At 45.1% G+C, this 26,594-nt stretch carries 20 protein-coding genes and 1 pseudogene; 11 read left to right on the forward strand and 10 right to left on the reverse strand.

Annotated features, from left to right (window positions below; all coding sequences use genetic code 11):
• Positions 1-71: 71 nt before the first annotated feature.
• On the reverse strand, positions 72-3,602 hold the full coding sequence (locus OEY58_20955) for a right-handed parallel beta-helix repeat-containing protein (protein MDH5327932.1): 3,531 nt from the start codon (positions 3,600-3,602) through the stop codon (positions 72-74).
• A gap of 639 nt (positions 3,603-4,241) precedes the next feature.
• Here OEY58_20955 and OEY58_20960 point away from each other — a divergent pair.
• From OEY58_20960 to OEY58_20985, 6 genes are all read left to right on the forward strand, one after another.
• Positions 4,242-5,978 (forward strand): autotransporter assembly complex protein TamA, encoded by a 1,737-nt coding sequence (locus tag OEY58_20960; GenBank protein ID MDH5327933.1) that lies wholly within the window; start codon positions 4,242-4,244, stop codon positions 5,976-5,978.
• Positions 5,975-9,724 (forward strand): translocation/assembly module TamB domain-containing protein, encoded by a 3,750-nt coding sequence (locus tag OEY58_20965; GenBank protein ID MDH5327934.1) that lies wholly within the window; start codon positions 5,975-5,977, stop codon positions 9,722-9,724. Before OEY58_20960 ends, OEY58_20965 begins: the two co-directional genes overlap by 4 nt.
• 543 nt (positions 9,725-10,267) lie before the next feature.
• Positions 10,268-11,122, forward strand: coding sequence for a PhnD/SsuA/transferrin family substrate-binding protein (locus OEY58_20970; protein MDH5327935.1), 855 nt, complete (start codon positions 10,268-10,270; stop codon positions 11,120-11,122).
• A gap of 46 nt (positions 11,123-11,168) precedes the next feature.
• Positions 11,169-13,817, forward strand: coding sequence for an ATP-binding protein (locus OEY58_20975; GenBank protein ID MDH5327936.1), 2,649 nt, complete (start codon positions 11,169-11,171; stop codon positions 13,815-13,817).
• A 317-nt stretch (positions 13,818-14,134) separates the two neighbouring features.
• Complete coding sequence (vapC, locus tag OEY58_20980) at positions 14,135-14,533, forward strand: tRNA(fMet)-specific endonuclease VapC (protein MDH5327937.1); 399 nt, start codon at positions 14,135-14,137, stop codon at positions 14,531-14,533.
• Between the two features lie 102 nt (positions 14,534-14,635).
• On the forward strand, positions 14,636-15,154 hold the full coding sequence (locus OEY58_20985) for a hypothetical protein (GenBank protein MDH5327938.1): 519 nt from the start codon (positions 14,636-14,638) through the stop codon (positions 15,152-15,154).
• Positions 15,155-15,303: 149 nt separating this feature from the next.
• Here OEY58_20985 and OEY58_20990 read toward each other — a convergent pair whose 3' ends face one another.
• The 3 genes from OEY58_20990 to OEY58_21000 form a co-directional block, all read right to left on the reverse strand.
• Positions 15,304-15,690, reverse strand: coding sequence for a type II toxin-antitoxin system death-on-curing family toxin (locus OEY58_20990; protein ID MDH5327939.1), 387 nt, complete (start codon positions 15,688-15,690; stop codon positions 15,304-15,306).
• Positions 15,680-15,892, reverse strand: coding sequence for a hypothetical protein (locus OEY58_20995; protein MDH5327940.1), 213 nt, complete (start codon positions 15,890-15,892; stop codon positions 15,680-15,682). Before OEY58_20995 ends, OEY58_20990 begins: the two co-directional genes overlap by 11 nt.
• A gap of 376 nt (positions 15,893-16,268) precedes the next feature.
• Entirely contained in the window at positions 16,269-16,697 is a 429-nt protein-coding gene (locus OEY58_21000; GenBank protein MDH5327941.1) for a VOC family protein, read from the reverse strand.
• Positions 16,698-16,785: 88 nt separating this feature from the next.
• On the opposite strand from OEY58_21000, the gene soxR reads away from it, so the two are divergent.
• Both soxR and OEY58_21010 read left to right on the forward strand, forming a co-directional pair.
• Positions 16,786-17,217, forward strand: coding sequence for a redox-sensitive transcriptional activator SoxR (gene soxR, locus OEY58_21005; GenBank protein ID MDH5327942.1), 432 nt, complete (start codon positions 16,786-16,788; stop codon positions 17,215-17,217).
• Between the two features lie 136 nt (positions 17,218-17,353).
• A pseudogene (locus tag OEY58_21010) lies at positions 17,354-17,440 on the forward strand (AbrB/MazE/SpoVT family DNA-binding domain-containing protein).
• On the opposite strand, the gene OEY58_21015 reads toward OEY58_21010, so the two are convergent.
• Positions 17,441-17,884 (reverse strand): SRPBCC family protein, encoded by a 444-nt coding sequence (locus OEY58_21015; GenBank protein ID MDH5327943.1) that lies wholly within the window; start codon positions 17,882-17,884, stop codon positions 17,441-17,443.
• 144 nt (positions 17,885-18,028) lie between these two features.
• Positions 18,029-18,406 carry a VOC family protein gene (locus OEY58_21020; GenBank protein MDH5327944.1) on the reverse strand — a complete coding sequence of 126 codons (378 nt, stop codon included), beginning with the start codon at positions 18,404-18,406 and terminating at the stop codon, positions 18,029-18,031.
• Positions 18,407-18,580: 174 nt separating this feature from the next.
• On the opposite strand from OEY58_21020, the gene OEY58_21025 reads away from it, so the two are divergent.
• On the forward strand, positions 18,581-19,171 hold the full coding sequence (locus OEY58_21025; protein MDH5327945.1) for a TetR/AcrR family transcriptional regulator: 591 nt from the start codon (positions 18,581-18,583) through the stop codon (positions 19,169-19,171).
• 594 nt (positions 19,172-19,765) lie between these two features.
• Here the strand turns inward: OEY58_21025 and OEY58_21030 are convergent.
• Positions 19,766-20,155: a hypothetical protein gene (locus OEY58_21030; GenBank protein ID MDH5327946.1), complete on the reverse strand. Its 390-nt coding sequence runs from the start codon at positions 20,153-20,155 to the stop codon at positions 19,766-19,768.
• 568 nt (positions 20,156-20,723) lie between these two features.
• Here OEY58_21030 and OEY58_21035 point away from each other — a divergent pair.
• Positions 20,724-20,951, forward strand: a complete 228-nt coding sequence (locus OEY58_21035) for an antitoxin (protein ID MDH5327947.1) — start codon at positions 20,724-20,726, stop codon at positions 20,949-20,951.
• 3 nt (positions 20,952-20,954) lie between these two features.
• The gene (gene vapC / locus OEY58_21040) at positions 20,955-21,353 is read left to right on the forward strand and encodes a tRNA(fMet)-specific endonuclease VapC (GenBank protein ID MDH5327948.1); all 399 of its coding nucleotides are present in this window, start codon (positions 20,955-20,957) and stop codon (positions 21,351-21,353) included.
• A gap of 68 nt (positions 21,354-21,421) precedes the next feature.
• Here vapC (OEY58_21040) and OEY58_21045 read toward each other — a convergent pair whose 3' ends face one another.
• From OEY58_21045 to OEY58_21055, 3 genes are all read right to left on the reverse strand, one after another.
• A complete protein-coding gene (locus OEY58_21045) occupies positions 21,422-22,042 on the reverse strand; it encodes a hypothetical protein (protein MDH5327949.1) in 621 nt (206 codons plus the stop codon).
• Positions 22,043-22,580: 538 nt separating this feature from the next.
• Positions 22,581-25,904 carry a DEAD/DEAH box helicase family protein gene (locus tag OEY58_21050; GenBank protein MDH5327950.1) on the reverse strand — a complete coding sequence of 1,108 codons (3,324 nt, stop codon included), beginning with the start codon at positions 25,902-25,904 and terminating at the stop codon, positions 22,581-22,583.
• A gap of 201 nt (positions 25,905-26,105) precedes the next feature.
• On the reverse strand, positions 26,106-26,594 hold a 489-nt coding region (locus OEY58_21055), incomplete at its 5' end, for a hypothetical protein (protein ID MDH5327951.1).

Here is a 26,594-nt window from a genome sequence, read left to right on the forward strand (position 1 = left end):
AATAAGACCCCGAAGCACCGCACACAAGTAAGCTTAAAATGTGGTCCCATTGACCACTAGTAAAAGTTAAACTATTTTCCGCTGCTTGTGTATTGGTAGAGTTTCACACCGGTTATCCCCCCCCTTGCACTGTCCACAAATGCAGCTGCAGGAACCAATTCATCTCCCTGGTAGGCACCAATATTGTGAGTAAAAACACATTCTTCGTTTGTATTGCAGAGTCCGTCATCGTTTCCTATCAAGTCACCCATTATTTCATTCGCGTTTCTAAGTAAACCAGACGAACTTGTATCTGACCAACTGTGGTTGATAAATTCTTCGCCGGTTGGAATCACCAACGCGTGGTGTGCTACCGACATTCCGCCATCACCAGCATCTGCTGCATCCAGGCGCCAATCCCATATTCTTCCGTCCGTACGCCAAACTCCACCGTTTTGAATACACTGAGACTCCAGATAAGCATACGCTATATCGCAGGATGGAAACGGCCCCTGGCTGTTTATTGATGGATATGAATCTCCATCCAGCCCCCAACTACGAAATCTGTTTTCGAAATTTACCCAATCGGTAATGGTTGCTAAATCAGTGCTTCCATTTATATCAGAAATATTCACAATATCATCGATAACGACTTTGCCTACAAATGTTCCGCTGATGTTTATACCGGTTTTTAATGTAGCATCCGATAACTGTCCGGAATACACATTGGATCCGTCTATTCCCGTATCGGTACAGGATGCTGTAATAACACCAGGAGCGACTCCGGTACCTTCGACCAGACAGTCAACATCAGTATTACCTCCAATTTTAAGAACTCCCGTAAAGTAGTTATTGGAGGCACTTCCTACTAATATGCCATGACGTGAGTTATTTGCAGCCACCAGGTTTAATGTAGTTGTTTCGTTCGAGTTGTTAGCTATCAAAAACGATGTGTAGTTGTTTACAGCAAGAACATTCATAAAAATATTATTAGGGGACTCACTAAGATCTATTCCACTCAATCTATTTGAAACTATGGTTGCATTGATGAACCGATTATCGGCTGACCGAATGAGCCTAACCCCGCCTCCATCGGAACTGCTCCCGTTATCATTATGCGCCGCAACCAGACCGGTAAAATTATTGTTATTTGCATCAACCAAGTAAATACCTGAGTTTCCACTATTGGTTGATATAACATCTATAGCTGTGTTGTAGGACGAATTATTCAATACAAGACCATGTGACGGTGAATTTCCTATGCGCAAGCCATTAATTATATTATCGCGACTGTTTTGCAAAATAACGTTGCCAAAACCACCTACCTGCAAGTTACTAACCTGCGTAGAACGGATAACTGAGTTAGTAACGTTTTCCCACAAGATAGAATTGCTATTATTGACACCATCAATTTTTCCCTCGAACCACAGATATTGGTATCCATTTGCATAGAAGGCAGCACCAACTCCGGCCCCGACCATGTCTACCCCAGGTTGAACGACCACTCCAATTTTATTCGCGTCTATTGAATAGTTTGCATAGGGCGTCAGCGTAATGATAAAAATAGATCCCTCTGAAAATAGCGAACCACCGGCGTTTGCGGCAACGATAGGATTGTTCCACCATATACCACTTGGAGTTTTTGCCAACATGTTAGCAGATTGATAAATTGTAACGGAATTGGTTCGCCAATCCTGAATCGAAAAGTCTATCAAAGTCGACAAAGAAGCTCCCTTTCTTAAGCTGGTCGAAATAACACTTATTCCGCCGACCTTTTCTGCGCAACGCCAGTTAAAAGCATTTAGATCATCCGAGGCTATTATATCTGTACAGCTCTGAACGCCATCCACAAATACTTCACGCAATTCGCCACCATGAAGACAACTGGTATAAGAATCTCGCAATCCATCGCAAACGGAATCTACCAATGAAAAACCGTCGTTTCCTGTATAATTCACATAATCATTCCAATTAGCGCCGTTTACCGGATACAATGCCGTAACGTTCGGACACACAACAGCAATATCAAGAACTTCAGCCGATGCAATAGTTCCCGCACCGTTCACCACCAAGCACCGTTGTGTACTGGTAATGGGTTGGGAACTTATGGTGACATTGTAAGGGGTCAAATCGTGTACTAGAGAACTAAAAACATAGGGACCACCATTACCGGTAATAATCAGATCATCGACACCATTATTTTGCAGCGTCAAAACTGCCCCGGTTTCTAATCCAGAGACAACCACACCAACCCTAAATGTTGAACACGAAATCACTACTGATGTTATGGCGTCACCAACAACATCACCTGTACCATTAATGACTGCACATGTTTGGTTTGGCGCTGATGGTTCTGTTAAAACATTAACCTGATAGGTACTGCCTGAAAGCAACGCAGTGGCAAAAGTAAACACACCATCCGCTGAAATACTCAAATCATCCCCACCGTTATTTTGCAAAACCAAACCGGCACCCATCAGCCCGGTGACGGTGCCGCCGATGGTATAGGTATTCGTGGTACAGCTAACCCCGATGGTTTGAATATTCTGCCCCAACACCGATCCACTACCGTCGGACACGGTACATGTTTGACTGGGTAAGGTGGGCTGGGCAATTGCCGTCACATTGTAACCGGCGCCAGATGCAATCGCGGTGGTAAACGCAAAACTGCCGTCAGCGGATATGGGCAGATCGTCGCCGTTGTTATTTTGTAATACCAAGCCGGTACCCATCAGGCCGGTGACGGTGCCGCCGACGGTATAGGTATTCGTGGTACAGCTAACCCCGATGGTTTGAATATTCTGCCCCAACACCGATCCACTACCGTCGGACACGGTACATGTTTGACTGGGTAAGGTGGGCTGGGCAATTGCCGTCACATTGTAACCGGCGCCAGATGCAATCGCGGTGGTAAACGCAAAACTGCCGTCAGCGGATATGGGCAGATCGTCGCCGTTGTTATTTTGTAATACCAAGCCGGTACCCATCAGGCCGGTGACGGTGCCGCCGACGGTATAGGTATTCGTGGTACAGCTAACCCCGATGGTTTGAATATTCTGCCCCGCCACTGAGCCGTTTGCACCGGACACGGTGCATGTTTGACTGGGTAAGGTGGGCTGGGCAATTGCCGTCACATTGTAACCGGCGCCAGATGCAATCGCGGTGGTAAACGCAAAACTGCCGTCAGCGGATATGGGCAGATCGTCGCCGTTGTTATTTTGTAATACCAAACCGGAACCTTCCAGTCCAGTTACGGTTCCTCCTACGAAAAAGGTGTTAGTAACACAAGTTACCAAAATGGAATCAACCTGTTGAACAGCGACACCGTTACCTTCAGTCACAGTACAAGTTTGGCTCGGATCAGTAGGTTGTGCAAAAACAGTTACGTCGTATGTCCCACCTGCTGTTACTGCTTGGGAAAAAATAAAACTTCCATTATTTGCAACGAGCAAATCGTCACCTCCATTGTTCTGCAGAACAACGGAAGCCGCTTCACTCAAACCCGTAACCGTGCCTCCAATCTGATACCTTTGCAGTTCCTCTTCATCTGAGCTACAGCCAGAAACAATCGCGCTCAAAAGCAGAATCAAGATTGGTATTTTTACAACATGTAGAGATTTCATATGTGGTCACCTGCATCCCGTCTCTTCCTTAAGAGTTGGGTTCAGTACAACCCAGTCCGATATTTCGGATAAATTATATAGTTATATCTATTTGCAATATGTTACACCAATGTTTAAAAATTTAATTGCCGTCCGTCAGCCAAAAAGGCTTATTTATCGTTATCACTGCTTTCGTAATTTCAGTTGTTGTATCTATCAAAATAAGAATAGTTCCATAATGGGCTTTAATATTTGACCCAGGACAAACCATAAGCTTTAGAAAGTAAAACAATTTTTGATAGAAACTCACCCTTTGGAAGTTAAATTATGATGTGCTTCCCTTTGGCTAGCTTGATTATAACGCCAAGGGGATTACAGCGACCATTCTCACTAAGCTGCGCCTGCTTTGCCCTAAACTCTAGCTAGACCTAAGACATAGCTTTGCTCGGCCTACTAATCTTTTACTTTCAGTCGGTTACGGATCATCATCCGTACGGTGGTTCCATTCCTGTGTCACATTTTTGAAGCAAATTTTGGCCACACTGGATAGAAAGGCCGAAATTTTTGTCTCATTAATGACTCGTAGAGATTTTGCCGTACAATAGTTATAAATAAACGAATCACCACTTTGTAACCCAACAAATAGAATAAGGAACCTGGATGTACCTGAAGCGGCACTGGCTGCTGACTTTTCTCACCTGCGTTGCCAGTTTTTCATTGCACGCGGAAACCAGTGTTTCAGTGGAAATCCGCGGCATCGGGACTGAACTGGAAAAAAACGTCAGGCAATATCTTAGTATCGAGCAACAAAAGTCTCATGCACTACTAAGTCCGGCACGGCTGCAGCGTCTTCAGGAAAAAGCCCCTGCGGAAATAAAAAAAGCCCTACAACCGTTTGGATACTACAAACCTACAATAAAGACCGAATTGGAATCCACTCCGGACCAGTGGAAAGTAATATACAGTATTGATCCCGGCCCCCCCTTACCCATTGCTGAATTTAACTTTAAAGTCAGTGACCCCATTGCTAAGGATCCTGTTTTTCAGAAGTTAATTAACAGTATCAAAATGGGCCCCGGCCGTCCTTTTAGCCACATCGAATACGAAAAACTCAAATCCGACATGACAAGGATAGCCGCAGAGCGCGGCTATATTGCTGCGCACTTCGAAACCCATCGTGTCGAAGTCAACCTACACACCTACGCGGCAAAAATTCAGTTACATTTTGCCGGCGGTCCCCAGTACCATTTTGGCGAAGTGAAATTGGAACAAAACGTACTAAATCCGGCTTTAGTCAACCGCTATATCCCCTTTGCACAGGGAACGCTATATAACCTAAACAAATTGGTAGAATTTCAACAAGCACTAAACGATTCAGATTACTTTCAGACCGTCGAGGTATCTCCCGGTCAAGCTGACCTAAGCGCAGCTACAGTCCCCATCATTGTCCATTTAACCCCAAGAAAGCCCAACCGACTCAGTTTCGGAATTGGTTATGGCAGCGATACGGGTACACGCGGAAAAGCCGCATGGGAAATTGTCCGGCTTAATCCAGCCGGTCATCGCACCAAAACCGAAACGATGGTATCCGAAATTGGATATCGGGCCAGTTTCAATTACCAAATCCCCATTTTTGATCCCCGGACTGACCAATTGGTTTACAGTGCCGCAGCCGTTAACGAACGCACTGACACCAGTGACAGCACCTTGTATTCAGTGGGAGCGAATCTGAATCACAGTCGTAGTGCTTGGCGAGAAACCTTGTCTCTAAATTACCAACAGGAAGAATTTGAAATCGCCTCTGAGCGTGGTGTATCCAGCCTGCTCATACCCAGCGCCAATTGGAGTCGCACCTGGGGTAATAGACACATATTTACCTTTGATGGTGTGCGCACGCTGTTAGGCATACGCGGTGCCGGCTCCAAATTGGCGTCTGACACCAGTTTTTACCAGATGCATGGCAGTATTAAAGCGATTCACTCATTGGGTGATCACCACAGGATAATTTCGCGAGGAAAACTGGGGGGAACCTATACAGACGGTTTCAACCAATTACCGCCTTCAGTGAGATTTTTTGCCGGAGGCTCCCAAAGTGTTCGGGGTTATGCCTATCAGTCTTTGGGTCCAACAGACACAAGCGGCAAAGTGGTTGGCGGCAAACACATAATGGTTGGTAGCGTCGAATGGGAATACCATTTTGATCCGAAATGGAGCGTCGCATTATTCTACGACGCTGGAAACGCCATTAACAGTTTAGCGGACGAACTGGAGCACGGTACAGGCTTTGGCATACGCTGGCAATCCCCTGTCGGGCCACTGCGAATGGATTTTGGTCATGCGATCAGTCACGAAGAACGCCCTTGGCGAGTGCATATCAACATCGGACCGGACCTGTGAGACGCCTTACCCTGATGACATCGACTGTACTACTATTACCCTTGGTGGTGATCGCCGCTTGGCTTCTGACCACCCAAAGCGGCCTGAATTGGGTGAGCGCAAAATTGGCGACAGCCCTGCCTGGCGAGCTCTCCATCACCGGCTTAAAAGGCAGTATTGCCGGAAAGATTTCCCTGGACTCTCTGACGTTCAAACAGGAGCAATTGGCAGTAAGTTCCGGCCCATTGCGTTTTGAATTAAACCCAATGGCCTTACTTAGTGCCAGAATCCACTTGGATACACTCCATGCGCAATCAATTACTGTAGAGTTACCACCCTCGAAACCGACAAGTACTGACACGGGTATAAGCTTTAAATCGATTGAACTTCCATGGCGCATCCTACTGGATGACATCCAAGTGGACCAAGTTCATATCAAACAAGCCAACACTGATATTCAGGTTCAAGAATTTAAATTGCAACTGACAACGTTATTAAATCGTATAAAAATAAAAAAGATTAGTGGCAAATCCGGGTCCTACGCAGCTTCTGCTGAAGGCGAATTTCAGCTAAGCGAAAACCTGCCGCATCATTTCGAAATACAATGGAAATACCAAACATCTATTCAAAAGATATTATTGGGTCAAATACAAATCGACGGCAATACCGTATCCACGCAGATTAATCAGGTACTTTCCGGTCCCGTTCAGGCTAGGATGAATGCGAATATTAAAGATCTATTGCAGAATCCCACGTGGCAACTCAATGCCGATATTTCCGCTTTCCAGCTTACCGACGTTAACAGCGATTGGCCTGCTATTACGGGTAAAATGAATCTCTTTGGTGACGGCGACCTACAGACGGCACAACTTCAAGTCGACTTAGACGCTAATCACCCGGAGTTGGGGCCGATCCTGGGGAATATTGCAGGGCAACGACTGGCTGACAACTCCATCGTTTTTAAACAATTCAATCTAACCATACCCAACCGTAATGCATTTCTACATGGCAGTGGCCATTGGCACACCAAAAACTACGATGGCAACCACCATGACGAAAATAACAGCGTCGGGAAAATTGACGGCACATTTCAATGGCAGAACCTGCGTTGGCCGATAAAAGGCAAACCCTGGTTTGACAGCGCCTATGGCACGGGATGGTTCAACGGTACGCCCGACAAGTACCGAATCGGCCTGGCAACAGACCGCCCCTGGAAACAAGCACCCGCCTCGCTCTGGTTTTTAAGTGCCGACGGTGATAAACAAGGGTTACAGGTCCACTCACTGCGCATCAACGCCCTGGAAGGAGAAACAGTAACCCAAGGCACTCTGGTGTGGACACCCAGATTCCACTGGCAAGCCGATTCGCAATTCAGCGCCATCAATCCGGCTATACAGTGGCCGGAATGGCCGGGGAACTTAAGCGGTACCGTTGCCAGTGAGGGTGGTTGGGAAAACGATCGACTTCTCATCAACACGACAATTAAACAGCTCAAAGGTAAATTGCGCACCTACCCGGTTCGAGCACAAGGTCAGATCAAACTGGATGACTCAGACCTTAATATCTCAAAATTGCAAATCCGTTCTGCCACGTCACGAATTGATATCAACGGCCAAATTGCCAATCAATGGGATTTGCGGTGGAACGTCACCTCCAATCGTTTGGGCGACCTATACCCACTGGCAAAAGGAAAGCTCAAAAGCCTGGGCCATATAAGTGGCCCGTTAAAATCCCCCACCATACAGGGCACGGCGACCGGTAGTGCTATCTCTATCGGTGAGGCAAGCATCGGTAATTTGGACGCGAAAGTCGACATTAATCCCTATGACTGGCGTTCCATAAAGCTGGCTCTGCAATCCAATGACCTCAGCTACAAGACTTTGAAACTAAAATCCTGGATATTGACCGCAAACCCTGATTCGCTCAGATCCACCGTCCGATCCAAAGCAGTCAATATTGATTTAAAGCTGGACGGTAAAGCCACTGCACAACAATGGTACGGAAAAACTGTTACCGCCGCGATAGATGGCCCTAAGCTGCAAAGTTGGCGATTACAAAAACCTGCCGAAGTCTCAATCACACCAAATGCTGTATATGTGGGTGATCTCTGCTTTCAAAATATATCTGCTACTTTCTGCTCTAAACTAAAGCAACAGCAATCTTCGTTAATGTTGAATATACAAATGCAACACATCCCCATCGCACTGCTCTCTCCCTGGATTGATACCGATGTAAGCGTTGCAGGTATATTTCATTCACAGGCAGCACTTAACATTGAAACTGCTAAAACCACAGGACACCTGGACATACAACTTCCGCCCGGGGTAGTCACACATACACCGATGACGGAAAAGGCCCAACAATGGCATTACCAAGGGGGTGATATCAACATCACACTAAACCCGCAGGGTTTGAATGCAAAATCAAACTTCGTTGCACAGGCAGATCAGCGCTTGCAGACACAAGTGTCATTCCCTGGTTTTTCACTGAGTCAATTTGACTTTGAAAACCAACGATTAAATGGTAAAGCCCATATGACGGTACGTGACTTGATATTTTTGGAAGCGATGATTCCTGAAGTACACAAATTGACGGGAAACCTACAGGCGGATTTCTCCGTCGTCGGCACGATTCGCCATCCCAAGTTTAATGGCCGTATGACGTTGAACCAGTCGCAGTTTCAAATTCCCAGGCTGGGCTTAAACATAGACCAGGTAAAATTAGACGTACACAGTTCGGGCGCGGATGCAATCGATTACCAATTGAAGGCCCATTCCGGAGATGGGCAACTGACCTTACAAGGCAAAACCGCGCTGACTCAAAAACCGTGGTCAACCACTGTCAAGATCAGCGGCCAGGATTTTCAGGTTGCCCGTATTCCAGAGGCACACATGCAAGTCTCGCCTGATCTGAATGTCACCATTCAACCGCCGAATATTGAAGTCACCGGGGAACTAGTCATACCCAAGGCCAAGCTGCAACCCAAGGACATTTCAACGGCAATACAACCGTCCGGTGATGTCATCATTGTTGACCGGGAACAAGAGGAACCGCAAAAGTGGAATATCAGAAATAATGTACGCCTCTCTCTTGGAGATAACGTCACTTTTTATGGCTTCGGATTTGATGGACTCCTGGGCGGTAGCATCGTATTGAAGGATGAACCCGACCAATTGACGCAAGCTACAGGACAAATCAAAGTCGTCAAGGGCCGATATCGCGCCTATGGACAACGGCTGGATGTGGAAAATGGTCAATTGGTCTATGCCGGTGGTCCACTAATGAACCCGGGTTTGGACTTTAAAGCGACACGCAAAACTGGGCCGGTTACCGCCGGATTGAAAGTGCGCGGTAGCTTGCACAAACCGGAAATTGAATTGTTCTCCGTCCCGGCCATGGGGCAAACAGAAGCACTGTCCTATTTGATACTGGGCCGTTCCATTGAGAACACCTCCAACGAGGAAGGTGCCACAATGGCCAAAGCCGCTCTGGCTATCGGCCTAAGTGGCGGTGACCAATTAGCGCGAACCCTGGGAGAACGCTTCGGCTTGGACGAAATGCGTGTGGAAAGCAGCGCCGGCGGTGAACAGGCCTACCTGGTCATAGGCCGTTATTTATCACCCAAACTCTATGTCAGCTATGGTGTCGGTTTGCTGGAATCGGTTAATACCTTTAACGTGAGATATGAAATCTCTGATAAATGGCAATTAAAAGGCGAAAGCGGCGAACAACATGGGGCGGATTTTTTGTATACCATTGAAAGGTGAGACTAAACTCACTTGGTCAATGCCCTGTCTACCCAATTTCCTATGGGAGAAAAGTTTTTCAGGGATACCGTAAGGATGCCTAAGCACCTGATTAGAGAAGAAACCCTGTTAAAGGAAATAGACTTGTTTTTTGGACAGGAGGCAATAATCACGCGTTCACAAACAATACAATAAACTGTTCGCTGAACAAGGCTATAAACTTGAAAGTATGGAAAAAACAATAGAACGCGACATAAATCCTGCCAAGCCAAAAAGTCACAATTGGTCCTGACCAACGACGCGCTTGTTAACCAGTGGCGTCAGGATAGTCCCAATGTCCCCGTCGTCAGGTTACCGTAACAAGTTAGGTGCACTAAAAAAGGGGCGGCGATTTGTCGACCCCTTTATGTAAGGGGTGTACGGGATCAAATCCAGCCATCCCATTGTAATCATGGAAAATTTTTTCAATAATCACCCACACTGACCATGGTAATGTGGCCCGATATTTTTGTTGCAGAGTTTTTTCATTTCGTCGATAACATATTAATAATCCTGATTTCTTCCATGTTATTTGTGGAGCAAAATATGATTCGCTTTTTTGTTGTTGTGTCCGCATTCTTTATTATTTTTTGGTCACACGTGAGTTTTGCCGGATACTCAAAGCCTGTTCGTTTGGGATCGGTGGCGATGGATACACCAGCAGTAATGCACAAAAGGCTGCTGCCTTTGACAGAGTATTTGAGCGAATTTTTACAAAGACCGGTGGTTCTCAAATTATCCCCAAATATGCCAGCCGCCATTAATGAGGTTGCCTCGGGTGCCGTGGAACTAGCCTATTTAACCCCCGTTGCGTATATACGTTCATACGAAAAGGGAAATACGCAACTAATAGCTAAAACAATCACTAAGAAAAAAACCTCGTTCCAACTGATGATTGTTGTTCGGAAAGACAGCCCCTTGAAGACAGTTGAGGACTTAATTGGTAAAACCGTAGCATTTGGTGATCGTGCCGCTTTATTACAACGTGCAGCATTGGTAAGTTCCGGAATCCAAATGGAACAGTTGGGAAGTTACGCGTTTCTGGGGCATTACGATAATGTAATCCGTGCTGTGATGCATGGATACTATGATGCAGGAATATTGAAAGACACGATGGCGTATAAATGGGAAAACAAGGGTACACGGATTCTATATGCATCACCTGACCTACCACCTTACAATATTGCGGCAAGTAAAAACGTTGATATGAAACTATTGGCCAGGCTGAAGCAAGCTTTTCTTGATTTGGACCCAAACGATCCCAAGCACTATACTATTATCAAGTCATTGGATAAAAAATACGACGGTTTCGCACCTGTTTCCGATGATGAATACGATGTCGTGAGAAGGTTGATTGAACCTTTTAAAAACGAGAAATAGTCAATAGTATTGGAAATATACAACACGTAATACGAAGTATCTGCCTATGCGACTGTTACCACGTGGACTCAATGCACAGTTAGTGTTGATTTTACTGCTGTTGATGACACTTTCTATGACAGCGTTTACCGTGCACGGAATCCTTACACAGGTACAGCAACGCGAAGAATCCATGCAACTTCAAGCACAAGTGTTAGCTCGTAACCTGGCAGCGACAATCGCTGACGATTTACTCGAACGTGACTACACATCCATTGAATTGTCACTATTGCGATCCGCCCAATTTCCAGGTGTTGCAGGATTACAAGTTTCCGACATTAGAGGAAAAATCATAGGTGACGTAGCCGTTGAAAATACTGCGCCTATAGCGCGTTATGCACAACCGCCATTGTCACCACCTACTTCTACAAGTGTAAATATTTTATCAGAAAGCGGCATCCTGATAGTATGGCAACCCGTTGTACTGGGTGAACATTTGGGATGGATAAAGATTCGATTCAGACTACAGGCAATATCGGACGAAATATTTTCTTTATGGTGGAAGAACGCAATAGTTGGATTGATCATCCTATTCGTAGCGAGTCTACTTCTTACACGTTTGTTGCGCAGGCCTGTTGCGGATATTCGCGCCTACACAGAATTCGCTGACAAACTGGTAAAATGCAGCGGAGAGCAAGCTAATGTAGTCAGTTATTCCATGGAGCTGTCAAAGCTTGGCACTGCACTCAATACCGCTTCTTCAAGACTCCATGACCAATCCAATGCAATCAAAAACGGTTTAGTCGATATCACTCGAATGGCAGCCTTTGTAGAACATTCTCCCAACTTCATGCTGTCATTAGATTGTCACGGCAACATTCTATACATTAACCCATGCGGATACCGCCACATGTCGGAGCTGAAGCTGAATCCTAATTCCGAAATATTTAACCTACTCCCGCATCCTCTGGATGAAGTTGTAGCGGAGGTTCTCAACACCGAGAAACCGAAAACGAATTTAGAAGTTGAATATAATAACACAAAAATGCTGTGGACCTTGGCTCCTGTCCGCGGACAAAATATGGTACACGCATACGGCGAAGATATAACGGAGCGCGTGTTAGCGGCTGAGAAAACCAGGAACGCGTTGGTTGAAAAACTAAGTGCAGAATCTGCCAATAAGGCCAAGAGTCGATTCCTTGCCAATATGAGCCACGAGTTGCGTACTCCTATGAACGCGATATTGGGTTACAGTCAACTCTTAATCGAAGAATCTGTAGAGGGTGGTTATTCAGAAATAGGACCGGACCTCAAAAAGATAGAAGTTGCCGGGAAACACTTATTGTCTTTGATCAATGAAATACTAGACTTATCCAAAATCGAAGCAGGAAGGATGGAGTTGTATCTTGAAAAACTGGATTTGGACGACTTGTTACTCGAGGTAGTATCGACCGCTCAGCCACTGGCTAAGAAGAATAACAACATCATTGATTTGCAATGCAGCGGGAAACTGGGTCATGTGACTTCGGATGCTACGAAATTGAAACAGATTTTACTCAATCTCATTAGCAATGCAACCAAGTTTACCAGCAACGGGCACATTTGGATCTACACTAGCAGTGACCAGGTCAATGGTAAAGATTGGTTTACGATCGAAGTTCAAGACACAGGTATAGGAATGAGTGAAGACCAACTTGCCAGGATATTTGATCCTTTTTCACAAGCAGATAGCTCTACCAATAGAAAATACGGAGGAACCGGGTTAGGACTGGCCATCACAAAACGCTTTTGCGAACTGTTGGGTGGAAATGTAGAGGTAATCAGTGCCATAGGAAAAGGAACCACTTTCAGCGCACATTTACCGGCAGATGTTGTTGATAATAAAGATGGACAAGATCTACTCTACAGGTCGGGAGAACCAAGGAATCGGATAAAATCTGCCAAAACCAAAGTCGAAAGGCGCCGCGCAGTTAGCACGATATTGGTAATAGACGACGATGCTGACATCCGTAATCTGGTGAAAATATATTTGAACAAGGAAGGATTTAAAGTTGAAACTGCGGCGGATGGAATGACAGGTCTGGAAATGGCGAGAAAAATTAAACCGGATGCAATCACCTTAGACGTTATGATGCCTGGGGTGGGTGGGTGGACAATTTTAAAGGAATTGAAAGATGACCCTGTTTTAAAGAGTATCCCCGTTGCAATGCTCACAATGATCGACGACAAAGGATTGGCATTTGCGTTAGGGGCTGACGACTATTTATCCAAACCAATTGATTGGGAAGAGTTTATCAGCTCTATTAAGAAATATGTTCGCAAAAAGAAAATTGGCCCAATTATGTTGGTAACACATAGTCAACCACGTCGAGACACTATAACCGATTGTTTGGAACAGGAGGGATATCAATTAATACATGTAAACAATTCCGAGGCAACCCAGCAGTTGGACAGGAACGATTTACCGGCGATGGTCGTACTGGACCTAATGGAAAATGATGTGAATTACACCGAATTCGTGGCTGAGATAAAGTCCAACTCCCGCTGGAATTCAGTGCCGGTGATAGCCCTGGTTTCCACGGAATCAGATGAAGAGAATAATTCACACATACTCACAATTGAGTCGATACGCCTGGAAAAAGACAACATGAAAGCATTGCTGGACAAATTGCAATCTTTAATTAAATCAAAAAATAGTAAACATAACGCAGCTTAATCTCGACGTCCAGTTGCAGACGTCTCGACAACTTGTTCCAGACATTGTCCACCACCGCCATCCATGGCGGTGAACCTCGTCCAATCACTTTCGGCTCCGTGCCTCCCGCGATACTTGTGCAATCGCTCCCGACCTCCTGTCTCTCGCGATACTTGTGCATCCATGCACGTCGTCCTGTACTTCGTCCATGACAAAAACCCGAGGATATGCCTCCAATCCCTTCGGGGATATACTATTGACATATCCCACAAGACCACTAAAATTGGATATACCGCGACCAACCTGACTGATGATCAACATCGCGAGAGTCTTTAAGCATGATGAAATACATGCTGGATACCAACATCGTTATCTACACTATTAAGAACCGTCCTAAAAAAGCCCGCCAAGCTTTCACGCAGCACGAAAACCGAATGTGCATATCTGCTATAACGTTTGGGGAACTCATTTATAGCGCAGAGCACTCTGCACAACCCGAACGAAATCTTGCGGGTATCAATGGATTGGTAGCCCGACTCGAAGTCGCACCATTCGAAGAGCACGCGGCAGAACATTTTGGCCAACTTAGAGCTGAGCTATATCGAATTGGTAAACCCATCGGACCCTACGCTATGATGATCGTTGGTCACGCCGGAGCGAAGGGCTTAATCTTGATTACAAATAACATGAAGGAGTTCGAGCGGGTACCGGGGTTGAGGGTTGAGAACTGGGCTTGAGCGCCAATACGCGTATAATGTTTGAAATCGTTTGTTGACGACTGGCAGGGTTGAATTCAGGCCGTTTACATTTTGTGGTGTACCAAGAGGATATATTTATTCATGAAGTTATTACATTTACCTTTTGTAGCAATACTCAGTCTTACAATTATCGATACCGTCTCGGCGAACGAAGTGATATCTGGTGTTGTGCATTTTACAAATGGTGAGACCGTGAATTTTACTAATATAGGTTGCAGCAAGGGAAGAGTAAAAGACGCTTCTGTGTTTGGTGACTTTAAGTCCAAACCAGTGGAAATAAAACTAAAGTTCACTCAGTCGTTAACTTTTGCGAAATCACCAAAGCACAACAGGCAGTTTGATATTACTGTTGTTAATAGTAGGAATAAGGAATTTGTACTTAACAACGCATATATTCTAATGAAACTTAATAGCTGTCGAGTTTCCGAAACCAGAAGTTTTGTTTATACCTTTTACAATGATATTACTGACAACTATGATGACTCCTCTGCAGAGTATAGTGAACTGAAACGTATCGATTTTAACAATACAAATAAAAAGAAAAAGGACTCATACCCTCCCGGATATAAATACGATCCATATACTGGTGAAAAACTCTGAAATGGTGAGTTATAACGTCACACAATCAACAAAATTGGAACTCACTGCTAAAACCGGGGGTGGAGCACAGTTTTCGCTATTATTAGAGTGAACTATGCTCTGCCCCCCGGTTTTGACTTCCTCTAATAAGATATGTGGGCGGATCGGATTTAAATCCTATGAATATGTTCTTTGAGCCAAGATACCAGTGCTTCCATAGTAGCAGTGTTTGACTCCAACAGACCTACAATAAACGCATGAGCTGATTTCGGTTCCACTTGAATTTTGAAACCATTAAGTCGAAGAAAGATGTCAGTAACAAAAAACGCAGCTCGTTTGCTACCATCGACAAACCGATGATTCATCAGTAATGACTCAAATAAGGCCCCCGACATTTGGTAAATATCTTCATAGTATCCGGTTTGAGGCCGATATAAGGCACTTTCCAGCAATCCCATATCACGCACACCGGCCGGCCCGCCGAAGGCTTCAATTAACCGTTCATGAATGGCCAAAACTTCGTCCAGCGAAAGGAACCGGACAGATTTATTTGGCAAGGAGATGACCTAATGCTTCGTTATCGCTAATGGAATCTTCCAAATGCTGCATAACAAGCGGACGCACACGGCGCTTACGAACATACTCGCGAATAGCTTCGGTTAAAACACCTGATATATGTTGGTGCGATTCGTTGGCAAGCTGTTTGAGGTCTTCCCAAGCAACCTCGTCGACTTTTGAACTGATTTTGATATTGGCCATGGGTGGTTATATAGATAAACTGTAAAGACGCGTCAAGATTTGTCATGACACCGGCCGATTTCTGGTGGTGAACTGGAGATCAACACCCCGCTTAAACCGCTGATGCGAATCATTTTGATAGCAAAATATAGTGATTAAGACCCGAAAAACCAAAATGTATTGGTTATTTTATTTGTATTATCAAAAGGTTATGTCAGCCATGAATGGGGTAACGACCGATGCGTTATGTGTCGTCCCAACAGGATACAGCTCTGTTTTCAGAGCTCCTACCCAGCGGTTGCCGCGCGGGGGCCAGGATTAACACTAGAGAATCGGGCATGAATTCATTAACAAGACCGGAGGGAGTTAAATCTGTCTCCGCTTGTTAACCCTGGTTTTAAGTCTCACCACCATACATATTTCTTTTTTCCGAGGACTCACTCAGGTATTGGACAAACTCAAACTCAAAACCGGATGCCTCCTCGAAATATACATTTTTTCGGTAAGGGTGTTCTGCACCCTGCATGGATATTTCATGCCCCTGACTCTCCAAGCGCTCGACAACCGCATTAAGGTCATCGACAACTATTCCAATATGCGCCAAACCGGGCGAATGCCCTTTCAGATCACGATTGTCTTCCTGGCTGCCTTCATTCAAGGTGATGTAGAAATCATCCGTACCAAAATGCAACCACTCACGTTTAACCCCATACCATTCATTTTGCCCTCTTCCCCGAATTTTCCAGTCAGGAAACGCCACCTGGAGAAACGCCAATGTGGCATTCATATCTCTTGATACTAAATTGACATGTTCCAGTCTTGTCATTGATCTCTCCTTTAAGTAAATTGTGATGGCAAGTCTAAAAGTTAAAGTTAACTTGAAGTCAAGGCGTTTTTGTGATTATCTTCACTCCGTGAAAAATATTCTGACTATCAGTGAAGTATCCAAGCGCAGTGGTGTTGCCGCTTCTGCTCTACGTTTCTATGAAGAGCGTCAACTTATAAAATCTGAACGCACCGGATCGGGACATCGACGCTACCATCGCTCTGTACTGCGACGTGTGGCTTTTATCGTATTTGCACAACGTATCGGTCTGACTTTGGAAGAAATCAGCCAGGAGATACACAAACTGCCAAGCGACCGCATTCCCACGAAAACAGACTGGTCACGGCTTTCCAGCAAATGGTTAAAACGCATCGACAAACGAATCGCCGAGCTGCAGCGTCTTAAAGAGGGTTTGGTGGGCTGTATAGGGTGTGGATGTCTGTCGTTTGAGCAGTGCCGTCTATCCAACCCCGAAGACAAGGTGGCTCGAAAAGGACCGGGGCCGCATTATTGGCTTTGAATGGGGTGGGGTTTCGACCGTAACCCTCAAGGGGATTTGAACAGTATAACTGATTTACCACATACCATTTTTTCAAACGGTTTTTTTAGTTTTGAGTAACTTTCAAAACCACATAATTCTATTAATACAATTGGTTATACACACCACTTTATTTAAGAGCAACAAAAGCCAAGCAGTACGTCCCCCTAAAGCAGTGGCACTACCTGACTCTGTTAAAAAAGTTCTATTTACATTCTATCACCCTCTTAAGATTCTCAAGTACTTTATCGTCACCTTTTTCCATTGCCATCTTTAGCAAAGGTGCAACGAAAACACCCAAGCCCTTCCCCTTTACCTCACCGGTCATGGAAATTTTTGTTCCCCTTGTTGCCCCGGCATGATTTTCAAACGCGAAACTGAAAGTCGCGACAACGCCTAACATACCTGTCGTCACGGCATGCAAAGCCGGTCTATCATGCTTTATGACCTCTGCTCTCGATGTCATAACACGGTTTCCCTGCTTTCGAGTCTGAATCAACATCGAACCTATTTTTAAAGGCCCACCACCCTCTACTTCTGACCTAACCACCTGAGGTGACCATGCCGGAAGATTCGACTGTTCGGTAACATAATCGAAGAGCAGTTCTGGTGTTGTATGAATGATTATTTCTCTCTTGTACGAAGGCAATGGCCCCTCCCCGGTTTATCCAATTATTTTTGTATTTCGATTTCAGAATGATCGAGTTCTACAGCGAGTACCGCTTCCAAATGACTCCATCAGGAGTGCTCGTTTTGGACACCCCGACAGATAAACCCTTAAGGTTGTGAAAAATTAGTGATCAGCATGCAAGGCGACGCGATTGCCTTCTGAATCCTGGAAATGGCTAACGAATCCATACTCACCGATACTCATTTTGGGCCTGAGAACTTTGCCCCCATTGCTGCTTACCTTGTCCAAGGTTCCGTCAATATCATCGACGTGGAAATAAACCAGGGATCCGTCGTGAGAAGGTGTATAACCTTCAGCCTGTACCAGTGTGCCAGTGCTCCCAAACGCGCCTGGTGCCATCGGGAACCATGCCATCTTCATAGGTCCCATCTCGTTTAGCGCCAAATCAACACCAAGAACAGCCTCATAGAAACGTTTTGCCCGATCAATGTCAGTAGATGGAATTTCAAACCAATTTACCGGATTAGTCTGTGTTGTCATTATTCTCTCCTTTTAATCAATCTACGTAATGTGAACTGTGAAAAACGGCGACTCGCGCGTCTAACTGTTTGTTTTTATACCTTTTATGTATGTCGATTGCATGGTATAGTCCGGTATACACTAGACCGAACGGTCTATATTATGTACTAGACCGATTGGTCTAGTAAAGCCTTTATGAAAAATAAACCGCAAACACGTGACAATATCGTACAAGCAGCCATGCAATTGTTTCATAGCAAGGGCTATGACGCCGTGGGTGTGAATGAGATTTGCCAGGCGGCGGGTGTAGCGAAAGGCAGTTTTTATCATTTTTTTCCCACCAAAAACGATGTCGCACTCGCCGTCGTAGAGAGCTGGTGGTTAATGGATCAACAGCTACGACAGTCATGGGTACAGGATTTTGACCCCCTCACCCGCCTCAGAATGATACTGACTTTTCGGTGTGAAGTTTCTCGACAGATACAACAACAATGCGGTTTTGTATTGGGTTGCCCTTTTGGTCGTCTGATCATTGAGCTGGGTAATAAAAGTGAAGCGTTACGACTGAAAGTCGCACAAGTGTTTGACGAGAATCTTATGTGGTTACGTACCTCTTTTTCAGATGCCGTTAAATCCGGGCAGTTGGAACCGAACTATGACATTGATAGCGCAGCCAACCTAATGCTGAATACCATTCAGGGAATTGGTGTCATTGGAAAAGTGTACAATGATGTAGATCGTATGGATGCGATAGTTAATACCATGTTTAAAACATTAAAAATATAGGAGTTCTTAGAGCCGCCTCACTTCACCCGACCAAAAACAACGAACCTGACCCGAGCCTCGAACCTGACCCCTTTGGTCTTTTACGTGTTTTGTGGGCAAGCATACGCTATTGAAAATTTCCAAAATGATAGGGAATTCAGAAAGACTTGTTTTGAAGGTCTACAAATATCAGACCGAATAAAAATCATAGACGGGTTAGACTTACTAGCGGGACAATTTGGTTTAGAAAAAACAAAAAGAAACATCACAGAAGCTGCTCCCGAAGATCCCGTGTATTAGAGAAGTTGATATTATGAAACCCCAACTATCGAGGCTTTTTAATAACAAACATACAACTATGATTATCCGGCGCTTCTCGGTAACCCTCAACATTGCAAGAGGAAGAGGAAACGTCAGATTTGGTCGGAACTACTGCACCTTTAGGGTTGATAGATATCCTCAAGAAATTTCATCAATTTTAATGTTGAATTTAATATTGAACCAGGAATCTAAGATCCCATACTGCAAAACCGGGGTCAAAGTTATTTTGACCCCAGTAGCACCTGCCAAGAACCAAGAACGTTGCGAAGGTTCTGAACCAGAAACCCGTACCAACTACTGTTTCTTCGCAGCCGGTACAGTTTCAGGAGCAACTTCCTGTTCAGTGACATCCGCGGCTCCCTGATCAGTAGGTTCTGGTTCAGCCTGATCGCTGGTTTCGGTTCCAGCCTGATCGCTGGTTTCGGTTCCAGCCTGATCGCTGGTTTCGGTTCCAGCCTGATCGCTGGTTTCGGTTCCACCCTGATCGCTGGTTTCGGTTCCACCCTGATCGCTGGTTTCGGTTCCACCCTGATCGCTGGTTTCGGTTCCGGCCTCGTTGGTGGTTTCTGGTTCAATCTGATCTTTGGTAGCTGCCGGTCCGGTTCCCGGGACGGCCTCTTTCTTATCACACGCGGCCAAACCAAGGACCACAACAATCACGCTCAGAGCAATAATTTTTTTCATACACGTCACCTCCATTGGTGTCGCAGAAAGATAAGGAAACAACAAATTCTTTTGGAGAAGCTCTCCTCAAGGCGCGCTGGATTATACACATACCGTTCTAAACGAACAGTGGTTTTGAAAAATATTTTTCCATGGAGAAACCCAGTCCATTTACAGGGGCTGTCCTCGGCAACGGCTCCTTGCGTTGCCCTCGACTGCATGTTCCTGTACTTCGTCCATGGACTCGTGCCTCCCGCGATACTTGTGCAATCGCTCCCGACCTCCTGTCTCGATACTTGTGCATCCATGCACGTCGTCCTGTACATCGTCCATGGCCTTCGCGGCATAATGCCATCCTTGGCAAAAACCCGGAGGATATACCTCCAATCCCCTTGGGGACGCCAAATAACCAATTTACATATACCATTTCAAAGGATTTTTGGTTTTACTTACCTTTCAAAACCACATAATTCAATAAATACAATTGGTTATAGAAAAAGGCGCGACTGGGATATACTCTTGATATATCCCTGCAAACCACTATAATTGGATATACCTTATGGATATACATGGAGACGCAATGACCACTATTCACACCACTTTATTTAAGAGCAACAAAAGCCAAGCAGTACGTCTCCCTAAAGCAGTGGCACTACCTGACTCTGTTAAAAAAGTAGAGATTGTGGCTATTGGCAATACGAGGATCATTACGCCTGCTGGAGAGTCCTGGGACCAGTGGTTTGATGGACCCGGTGTATCCGAAGACTTTATGGTTGAGCGCGACCAGCCTGAAGATCAGCATAGGGAGAATTTTTAACTAATGTTGAAATACATGCTGGATACCAATATCGTTATCTATACCATCAAGAACCGTCCTGAAAAAGTTCGCCAGGCTTTCAAACAGCACGAAAACCAAATGTGCATATCTGCCATCACATTTGGAGAGCTTATTTATGGAGCAGAACGTTCTGCACAACCCGAACGAAATCTTTCGGATATCAATGGATTGATTGCCCGCCTCGAAGTTACACCTTTCGAAGAACATGCTGCCGAACATTTTGGCCAACTCAGAGCAGAATTATATCGAATCGGTAAACCCATCGGGCCCTACGATATGATGATCGCCGGCCACGCGAGGGCCAAGGGCTTGATCTTGGTTACAAACAATAATAAGGAGTTCGAACGGGTACCGGGGTTGAGAGTTGAGAATTGGGCATAATTCGATAAACCGATACATCAATTCAAATTTAAGTTATGAAACAACGAACCTGACCCCTAGTCTGACCCCTAGTCTTCTTTCTTTGGCACTGAAAATGTCGCATTTATTTCCGCTTTTTCGGCATCATCAACAATGATGTGAGCAAAAAGTTCGTTATAATGATCTTCAATATAGTTCTCATTTATCCACCATTTGCGAGTGAATTTCCATGATGGAGCAACTTCCCCGCCTTTAGCAATGATGACGCAATGTTTATCTTCTAGCATATCTTGGACGATGTTTTCTCGCTCTTTGCCTGTTTCTTGAGTGCTTTGTCCCTCTACACCGAAGAGAGACTTTTTGTTTCCAACTCTTGCACTGGTTCCTTGCGAAGCTTTTTCATTTTCCTTTAATTTTCGGGTGGTTGTAATAGTTGAATTTGTACATCCGAATTGTTTAGCCAAATCGAACCGTGTATCGGACGATTCGCATCCTACTAGTTCCAGCTTCATTTCTCCTTCTACCAAAGCAAATTCCACCAAGCACTTCATGCGCAGTAAAGCTATTTCTTTCCATTGCGTTGAGAAACTAATTTTGGCGTAAAGCGGTATATTTTTCGATTTGGAATACTGAAGTCTCAGATTCATACCGACACATTCTGGGCACGAATTGGCTGGAGGTTGGTTTTGCAAAGTCAATTTATTGGTCATCGATTCACCTGTGAGTGGGATTTAGCCATTATTTCCACTAAGAAATGATACTTCTGTCGCAAGCAGCTATCGAGAGCACAATAACATTGACATATCAACTTATTAAGCTGCCAGAGCATAGAATTTGTCTGCTGGCGACAAATCATCGTTACGCGATTTCCGCAATTGTCTATTGACATTCTCTGCTGCCCGTCAACCACTTCTCGCGCGTCCTTATTCTGACCTAGTCGAACCTCTCGAATCACCGATTTAGGTATATAGTTGCTGCGAAAATGGCTGTCCAATAGAGCCTGTCGTTTGCGTACATTCCATACTGTTTTTCGCTGATATGGTGGGCAAGCAACAAAATCATCGCTATATCGATGAAAATCTTCTATTTGTATTTTATCAGATACAACATCGTATTCAGGTCTCGGCTGAAACATAGTCCCCACCTTTTAACGGTTTTAAGATTCAGTAAAAATCTGTTGTTAGCGTCAAAAAACAGTTTAATTGTCCAGTTTTTGTTTCTTCCTCAGAAATCTCATTTAGCGAGTCATTATTCCGACAATTTCAACAAATCAAATACAATCCGTGCAAACCCCTTGGCTTTTTCGGGATCGGATAGTAATTGCATCATCTGGTTTTGGTGTGCTTCGCTGCTGTCCATTACGGCTTCATCAACGGCTTTGTGGAAATCGCCTAACATGGCCTGTTCGGCTGTGTTGTTGGCAATCTGGTTCATGACTAATTCGTTTTCTCTTACCTTGTCCCTGATCGTGTAGGCGTAATTCACCAAATCTTTGTCTGTTAACTGGTCGGTGATAAACAGTTCATTCAAGCGTTGGATGATTTGCGAGAGAAATTCTTCCTTTCTGTCACGGGGCTTTGCAGTGCCGAGGCCTTCTCCTGGTTTTAAATACTCCCCTTCTCCATCTCGAAGATTGAGATCCTGCTGTTTTATTTTTGATAGGCGGTAGTGGCTCATTACCACATTGGTCAGGTCTATTTCATCATCCTCAATCAAGGATTCACGCAGCATGGGCCGTAGGTTACGCGCGTACAAGCTCAGTTTTTCTAATTCTTTATTGTCATAATCGACTATCTGAGACATGAACTCGTAGAAACGGACAAAGGTTCCCAAATCCTTTTTGAATATTTCCAGTGCATCCTTTTCCTGCTTGCAAGCCTTAAAGCTATTCTCGGCATTGGCTATCAGCACCGCATCCTTGGTCTTCTTAGTGCGCTCAAACATCTCCTTGGCTTGTTTGTAGGCGGCTACAGCAGACTTATAGCGTTTTTGCCAACGTTCTACAGCGGGCTTACAAATGTTGGCGATAGCGGCATTGCTTTTGTTCTTTGTATAAAAAGCCACGCAAAACTGTTCTACCTCTTGCCAGGTAAATATTCTGGTGGCACGCAGTTTGTCGAATAGGTCAAATATCAGGTTCGGGTCGGATACGTCATCCAGTTCTGCGGTTTGGTAATAGGGTTTGAACGCGGCAAGAATATCATCCGGCTCATTGAAGAAATCGAGAATGTAAGTGCCCGTCTCGGCCTTGCCGGGATAGGTACGATTCAGGCGCGACAGGGTTTGTACACATTCCACACCGCCCAGCTTTTTATCCACATACATGGCAACGAGTTTGGGTTGATCAAAACCGGTCTGGAATTTGTTGGCAACGATCATCACTCTGTAATCGTCCGTATCAAAGGCCTTGCGCATATCTCGGCCCTTGAGGTCCGGGTTCATGTTGGTCTCGGTAAACTTCTCACCCAACAAACCTTCCGGGTTTGTGGTCGCTCCCGGCGTCCTGCCTCCCGCGACATTGATACTTCCCTGTATGGCATCCTTTTCATTAAATTCCACCTCACCGGAAAAGGCCACCATGGCATGTATTGTCTCATACCCCGGCTTATCTGACTTTTGAGCAATATACTTATCAAAACCCAATTTGTAACGCACCGCCTCCTTGCGTGAACTGGTCACCACCATGGCCTTGGCCTGCCCTCCCAGTAGGCCCATCACATTATTCTTAAAGTGTTCAATAATCACCTGCACCTTTTGCGCAATATTGTAATCATGCAGGCGCACCCATTGATTAAGTTTGACCTGGGCCTTTTTGCTTTCCACTTCCTGATCGCTGGCAGCTATTTTCATCGCCAGGTTATAGGCCACCTTGTAATTGGTGTAGTTCTTTAACACATCCAGAATAAAGCCTTCCTCAATCGCCTGTCGCATACTATATACATGGTATGACTCTGGCTTATTGGTTTTGGAAGGTGGTTCATCCGGATTGGGTACACGACCAAACAGTTCCAGGGTTTTGGTTTTGGGCGTGGCGGTAAAGGCGAAATAACTTAGATTCTTGGTTGCCCGGCGTGAGGCAACGGCGGCATCCAGAATATCCTCTGAACCCAGCTCTTCTTCATCACCCTCTTTGGCATCCAGCATAAGAACTTCTTTCAACTGCCGTGCGGTGGAGCCAGACTGAGAAGAATGGGCCTCATCGGCAATAATGGCGTAATGCCGTTCTTTTAAACTGACATTGTCCTCAATCGCCTTTAACACATAGGGAAAGGTCTGGATGGTGACAATAATAATCGGCTGCGAGGCCTCCAGGGCCAGCGCAAGTTTTTCTGACTTGGAACCCTCCCCTTCTTTGCGATTGATACGCCCAACGGCACCATCGGCATGTTCAAACTGGTTAATGGTGTCCTGTAATTGATCATCCAATACAGTTCGGTCTGTCACCACAATCACGGAATTAAACAGTTTGTTGCCCTGCTCATCATAAAGTGCGGATAACTGATGCGCCGACCAGGCGATGGAATTGGATTTGCCGGAACCGGCACTGTGTTGAATCAGGTATTTGTGGCCAGGGCCTTCACGGTGGGCCGCACTTACCAGTTTATTAACCACATCCCATTGATGATAACGGGGAAAGATCAGGGTTTCTTTTTTATATTTTCGCCCATTCCAATCCTCTTTTTCTTCAATCTGCAAATGCACAAACCGGGCGAGGATCTTTAACAGATTATCGGGCAATAACACCTCATTCCATAAATAATCCGTGGCGTACTGGTTCACATCCTCTGGCACATCATTCCCTGCACCGCCCTCTTTAGTACCTTTGTTAAAGGGTAAGAAGTAAGTCTCATCCCCTTCCAGTCGGGTCGTCATATAGACTTCATATTGACTCACCGCAAAATGCACCAGGGCACCACATTTAAAGGTTAATAAGGGTTCCGGCTTTTTAGTGATCGGGTCAATGCCGAAGCGGGTGGTTTTGTATTGCTTAATGGCATTTTCGACGGCCTGTTTGAATTCTGACTTCAATTCCATGGTGGCCACGGGCAGACCATTCACAAACAACACCAGATCAATACGCCAGGCCTTTGCGCTTTTAGCCCCCTCTCCCCCGGCGGGAGAGGGCTGGGGTGAGGGGGAAGCCCATGGTGAATAGACCAACTCTGGCACAACCCGCAGACGATTCTTCTCATAACGCGCAAGGGTATCGGGGTTTAGATCATGCTCGGGTTTAAACTGACACAGGCTAAAGCGAGTGCCACGATCCCGTAACTCATGGCGCAATACACCCAGCGTACCAAAGGTACGTAGCTCAGTATTCGCCGCGTTGGGGTCCGCCTTGTTGAGCTGAGTAGCAACACGCTCTAAAAATTTTTCTTCGGGATTGTTAGGGTATAAAGAACAGAACTTCTGCCATTGCTCATCCTGGGTTTCTTGAACAAAGCCCAGTAAATCCTCAGAATACAAAGCCAGTTCACGGTTATAGTTTTCTGGCTTGCCGAGCAACCAACCATTGGCAAGTAATTGTTGAATCATATCGTTTTGGAATGTGAATTCATTTTCCTTGCCCATATCAATCTCCCCTCTAATTCCCGAAACGATAATTCAACAATTTTTGATGAATGATGTGCAGGGATGCACGAATGCCACGAGCGCATGGATACGCAGGAGCGGCCATGTCGTTTTGAAAAACGAACTCGGTAGACTTGCCTACATGGATGTAGGTACTTGGGATTTGTCGGGAACAAAATCCCGTGTCACCACCGTAGTAATTCATGCCACTGCTTCCTTATGGTTTTTAGTTTGTTCTGGTGCCTGCCAATTTCGGAGATCGATTTTTCCAGTGACTGCGGCTGAGATCAGGGCTATTCGGCGTTCTTGCATTAACTTGATAGCCTTTTCCGCACTTGATATTAATGCTTCGTATTTAGTCTTTAGCTTATCAACCTCACTCAGTATTTCTTGTATTTCTTCTGGTGGGGGAATAGTTACCTCAAAATTAAGAAACAAAGGTAGTCTTAGTGAATCAACAGTTGACTTAGCCTGTCCTGCCATAGCGACTTTGTAAAAATTCTGTTCCAAATAATTAAACATAAATCTACCTGTCACATGTCGAAAATTATTCAACATATAAAGAGTTATGATCATTTCTGGTGTATGAGCACCTAGAAAGGGTGGCGTGCCCTTTGTTGTATAATTGTTTTCGCTGAAAAACAAACGACAAAGGAAGCACACCACATGAGCAAAGATAATGTTATTGAA

The organism is Gammaproteobacteria bacterium (assembly GCA_029882975.1).
In the GTDB taxonomy this organism is placed as follows: domain Bacteria; phylum Pseudomonadota; class Gammaproteobacteria; order SZUA-152; family SZUA-152; genus JAJDNG01.

Bases quoted from the DNA above. Each gene is read 5' to 3' on its own strand.
- vapC (MDH5327948.1), top strand. From the start codon at position 20,955: ATGTTGAAATACATGCTGGATACCAATATCGTTATCTATACCATCAAG.
- vapC (MDH5327937.1), top strand. From the start codon at position 14,135: ATGATGAAATACATGCTGGATACCAACATCGTTATCTACACTATTAAG.
- OEY58_21030 (MDH5327946.1), bottom strand. From the start codon at position 20,155: ATGAAAAAAATTATTGCTCTGAGCGTGATTGTTGTGGTCCTTGGTTTG.
- OEY58_20970 (MDH5327935.1), top strand. From the start codon at position 10,268: ATGTTATTTGTGGAGCAAAATATGATTCGCTTTTTTGTTGTTGTGTCC.
- OEY58_20985 (MDH5327938.1), top strand. From the start codon at position 14,636: ATGAAGTTATTACATTTACCTTTTGTAGCAATACTCAGTCTTACAATT.
- OEY58_20995 (MDH5327940.1), bottom strand. From the start codon at position 15,892: ATGGCCAATATCAAAATCAGTTCAAAAGTCGACGAGGTTGCTTGGGAA.
- OEY58_21045 (MDH5327949.1), bottom strand. From the start codon at position 22,042: ATGACCAATAAATTGACTTTGCAAAACCAACCTCCAGCCAATTCGTGC.
- OEY58_21020 (MDH5327944.1), bottom strand. From the start codon at position 18,406: ATGACAACACAGACTAATCCGGTAAATTGGTTTGAAATTCCATCTACT.
- OEY58_21025 (MDH5327945.1), top strand. From the start codon at position 18,581: ATGAAAAATAAACCGCAAACACGTGACAATATCGTACAAGCAGCCATG.
- OEY58_21050 (MDH5327950.1), bottom strand. From the start codon at position 25,904: ATGGGCAAGGAAAATGAATTCACATTCCAAAACGATATGATTCAACAA.
- OEY58_21000 (MDH5327941.1), bottom strand. From the start codon at position 16,697: ATGACAAGACTGGAACATGTCAATTTAGTATCAAGAGATATGAATGCC.
- OEY58_20975 (MDH5327936.1), top strand. From the start codon at position 11,169: ATGCGACTGTTACCACGTGGACTCAATGCACAGTTAGTGTTGATTTTA.
- OEY58_20955 (MDH5327932.1), bottom strand. From the start codon at position 3,602: ATGAAATCTCTACATGTTGTAAAAATACCAATCTTGATTCTGCTTTTG.
- OEY58_20960 (MDH5327933.1), top strand. From the start codon at position 4,242: ATGTACCTGAAGCGGCACTGGCTGCTGACTTTTCTCACCTGCGTTGCC.